At 43.9% G+C, this 3,652-nt stretch carries 4 protein-coding genes; 2 read left to right on the top strand and 2 right to left on the bottom strand.

What is annotated here, in order from left to right:
* Positions 1 to 675 precede the first annotated feature (675 nt).
* Entirely contained in the window at positions 676 to 1,305 is a 630-nt protein-coding gene (locus A3761_RS15460; RefSeq protein ID WP_231875540.1) for a TetR/AcrR family transcriptional regulator, read from the bottom strand.
* Between the two features lie 180 nt (positions 1,306 to 1,485).
* On the opposite strand from A3761_RS15460, the gene A3761_RS15455 reads away from it, so the two are divergent.
* Positions 1,486 to 2,652 carry a carboxylesterase gene (locus tag A3761_RS15455; protein WP_068506966.1) on the top strand — a complete coding sequence of 389 codons (1,167 nt, stop codon included), beginning with the start codon at positions 1,486 to 1,488 and terminating at the stop codon, positions 2,650 to 2,652.
* A gap of 51 nt (positions 2,653 to 2,703) precedes the next feature.
* Here the strand turns inward: A3761_RS15455 and A3761_RS15450 are convergent, their stop codons facing one another.
* On the bottom strand, positions 2,704 to 3,009 hold the full coding sequence (locus tag A3761_RS15450) for a DUF962 domain-containing protein (RefSeq protein ID WP_068506944.1): 306 nt from the start codon (positions 3,007 to 3,009) through the stop codon (positions 2,704 to 2,706).
* A 359-nt stretch (positions 3,010 to 3,368) separates the two neighbouring features.
* Here A3761_RS15450 and A3761_RS15440 point away from each other — a divergent pair.
* Positions 3,369 to 3,652: malate:quinone oxidoreductase (locus tag A3761_RS15440; RefSeq protein ID WP_156491880.1), on the top strand; the 284-nt coding region annotated here is incomplete at its 3' end.

Raw genomic sequence — 3,652 nt, 5'->3', positions numbered from 1 at the left:
ACATTTCATTTATTATGCAGAGTGCCAGGGTGGCATTGAAATCTTCAGGGTTCTTCATCAACGCATGGAACCAAGTAAACATCTAATTGATATCCTAGATCAAGATTAAGCTCTTTGCCGCCAATGAATTTGATGTAACTTTTTGAGACATCTAATCGGAATTTTCTTCACTAGTGCCAATGAGTCCGCATTTAAGACCCTGACAACTCAAATAGGGTGCGCCGTGCGCACCGATAAACCCCGCGACTCAAACAAACAGTAATGGGGGGGCGGCCAAAGCAATTTCCCTAACCTGTAGGCAGAGCCTTCCACGGCTCGCAAGCGGGCTAGCACGGGGCAGATTCATGCGAGGGGTTGAACCCTCTGCCTACTAAGACGAGGTATCAAACTCCGCTGGTGCGCACGGCACACCCTATTGATATCGAAGAGTCCGAACTTGGCATATTCGCACTTTATTCGTAGGTCGGGCTTCAGCCCGACGCGGTGCTTACAATACCTATTAACTACCTCATTGGCACCGATCTGTCGGGTTGAAACCCGACCTACAAGGTACGTACTAGGGGCCGAATTTGGCACTTTAACGACTAAGTAATGCGCAGGAGTCGTGCGCTTTAGTCGAACGCAGTGTTCTAATAGCTCAGCTCAAGCGCTGACTTTTACAATTAATATTTATCATTATTTATATCGAGCCAAAAACATATCAACGGTTTCGCGCACTAGTGCTTGTTTTTCAGGTTCAGATAAAACAGGCGCAATTTGAACAACTTGAGGCCAAAAGCAACTTCCCTTTATTAGGTTGTGAAGCTGTGTGAAAGCTAGCTCTGTGTCATGTAAATTTATGCGCTTATCTTTAGACGCGCTTTCTAACCATAGCGTCAGCGCGGTGTCTTCATCATCGAACTTTTCAAGTTCTTTTTGTAGGGCCTCCGGCTGGAACAGGAAGTGCCCTAGCGCCACGCGTGCTAAATCGATATATTCTTTGTCGCCCACCAGATTCACTTCTTGCTTTAGTAATGCTGTTAGCTGCTCACCCAAGGGGCTGACGGCATCATAATGAACATCAATTTTCACCATCGCCTGATCCCATAGATCTTTCAGCAAATACATTACCAAGGCTTCTTTAGAGTCGAAGTGATTGTAGACCGTTCGCTTTGATACCTGGGCAATTTCCGCTAGCTTATCCATGCTTGTCGCATCTACGCCATATTCCTTAAAGGCTTTTCTCGCGGCATCAATGATCGCCTCTCTCTTTAATTCACTGCGGCTTTTGCTTTTTTCGCTTAAGGTCTGACAGATTACGTTCACATTGAGTCTCAACAGCTTAAATACCAATAAAGTACATTTTTACACTGCATAGTTTACTTTTCAATTTAAATAAGTAAACTGCACTGATTAGTTTACTTATTGTATGGCGACGTCATGGTGGGCTCAGTGATGGATCGCTATGGAAGCGGGCAGCATGCTGTAAGTCAGAAGGAGAGAATCATGTTACGTTTAATAGCGCGCGTTGCTTTGGTGCTTACAGCACTGATGATTGTTAAAGGTTGTGCGAGTATGCCGGACAGCAAAATGCCTTTGCATCAGAGTGCTGAGTATTACAATTATATTCAGCGAGACTTTGAAAGCTATATAGAGGTGTCTAGAGCATGGTTATCGCATAACCGAAGTTTTATTTCACAGAACAAGCAAAAAGAGATCAACATGAACGCACCGTTTATGTTGATGCCTAATGAGCCGACACAGAAAGCTGTATTGCTGGTTCACGGCTTGGGAGACTCGCCTTATTCTTTTTCTGATATTGCTAAATCGCTCCACGGCGAAGGGTATGCTGTTCACGTTTTACTTTTGCCTGGGCACGGAAGTAAGCCTTCGGACTTAATGCTCTCTCACTATGAAGATTGGCAAGACATTGTTGACCACTATGCTCTACAGCTGAAAAAACAGTACAACAAGGTTTTACTAGGCGGTTTTTCTACCGGTGCAAACCTCGTGACTATCAATGCCATTGAGCAGGGTGGTGTTGATGGTTTGCTTCTGTTTTCTCCGGGCTTTGAGACATTTTCACCTTTTGTAGAGCGTTTGGCTCCCATCTTTGCGACATTTATGGACTGGGGCTGGAAGGCAGAAGAAGATAACCTAGCCCGATATCGCTCCTCGCCAATTAATGCTTCGATCGCTTACTCTGAGAGTGCACAATATGTCAGAGACTTATTTGAATCAAAGCAAACAAATGTCCCAACCCTGATTGTGATGAGCGAGGCAGACAGTGTCATTAACCCTCATGCCATCAAAGGATACTTTGACTCAAACTTCACCCATGCATCAAATCGCTTCATTTGGTATGGAGAGTCTATTATTGAAGACGATAAGATTATCACTAAGTCTATGAAACTGCCGGAACTGAGAATCAGTTCTGGCTCACATATGAGCCCACTATTCGCTCCAGACAACCCTTACTACGGCAAAAAAGGAGAAAAACGAATGTGCGGAAACAGCTTTAATCCCTCAAATACGCGCCGATGCGAAGAGGGTGAAAGTGTATGGTTTTCAGCATGGGGTTATAGCGAAGAAGACAAACTATTTGCCCGTTTAACATGGAACCCTTACTACTCGAAAATGGAGCAAGCTCTAAGACTTTTTCTTCGGAATTAAACATGCTGCTCTATGCGAATGTTGCGTGACCAGACAGTGGTTCCCTCACAACTAAGACCAGCTAACTTTGCCGAGCAGCATATCCTTAAACATCACAAAGTCACCCATTAAACTCCATAGCGGGTATGTAAAAGTAGCCGGACGGTTCTTTTCAAAAAAGAAATGTCCGACCCAGGCGAAACCATAACCGACTAGTGGCAGAGCGATTAGCAGTGACCAATTTTGCGTACTAATAAGTGTAACGAGCAGTAAAATAACGAGTGCAGTACCGAGGAAGTGCAAGCGCCTGCATGTCGCGTTGCTGTGTTCAGATAGGTAGTAAGGGTAGAATTCTTTGAAGCTTTGGTAGGTTTTCATTTTGGATAACTCTCTTATTGTTTTTTATATAGTAATCTTATCGGTGCTGCAGTGCCAATTGTTGCTAAGGTGAATTTTCTCTTAAGTTTAATTGATAGATAACATGATTTTTTAGCTTCGGCTAAGCAGTGGTGCTTTATGTCTTGGATACAAATCACTCGAAAAAGGCCAGATATTTGTATAAAATAGCGCCCGGTAAAATCCGGTAACTCGTTATCATCGAGCTCAACCGGCAAATCAGGTGTTGTAGTCTCATCATAAAAACATCTTGGCATTACTTTGGGTGACCCTCAAACAAGCCAAATCTGACTCTTCTCCTCGTATCAAGTTTAAACCACGCTTACAAGCAAGAGTATTATATGAATGTAGTAATTGTCGGCGCAGGGATAATGGGAATTACCTTTGCCACCCTAGCGAAAGAACTGAACCCGAAGCTTAAAATAACCATCATAGAGCGCCTTTCTGGGCCAGCCAAAAGCAACTCCAGCGTATTCAATAATGCGGGAACAGGCCATGAAGCAAATTGTGAGTTGAACTATACGCCGGTCGATGAGGATATTATCGAAGTCGAAAAGGCACTCGCAATACACGGTCAATTCAATATCGCCAAGCAGTTTTGGGCTTATTTGGTTAAGAAGGGGAT

This window comes from Oleiphilus sp. HI0123, from assembly GCF_001635315.1.
Note: the sequence above shows the minus strand (reverse complement) of the source record. Positions and strands in the feature narration are given on the sequence as shown.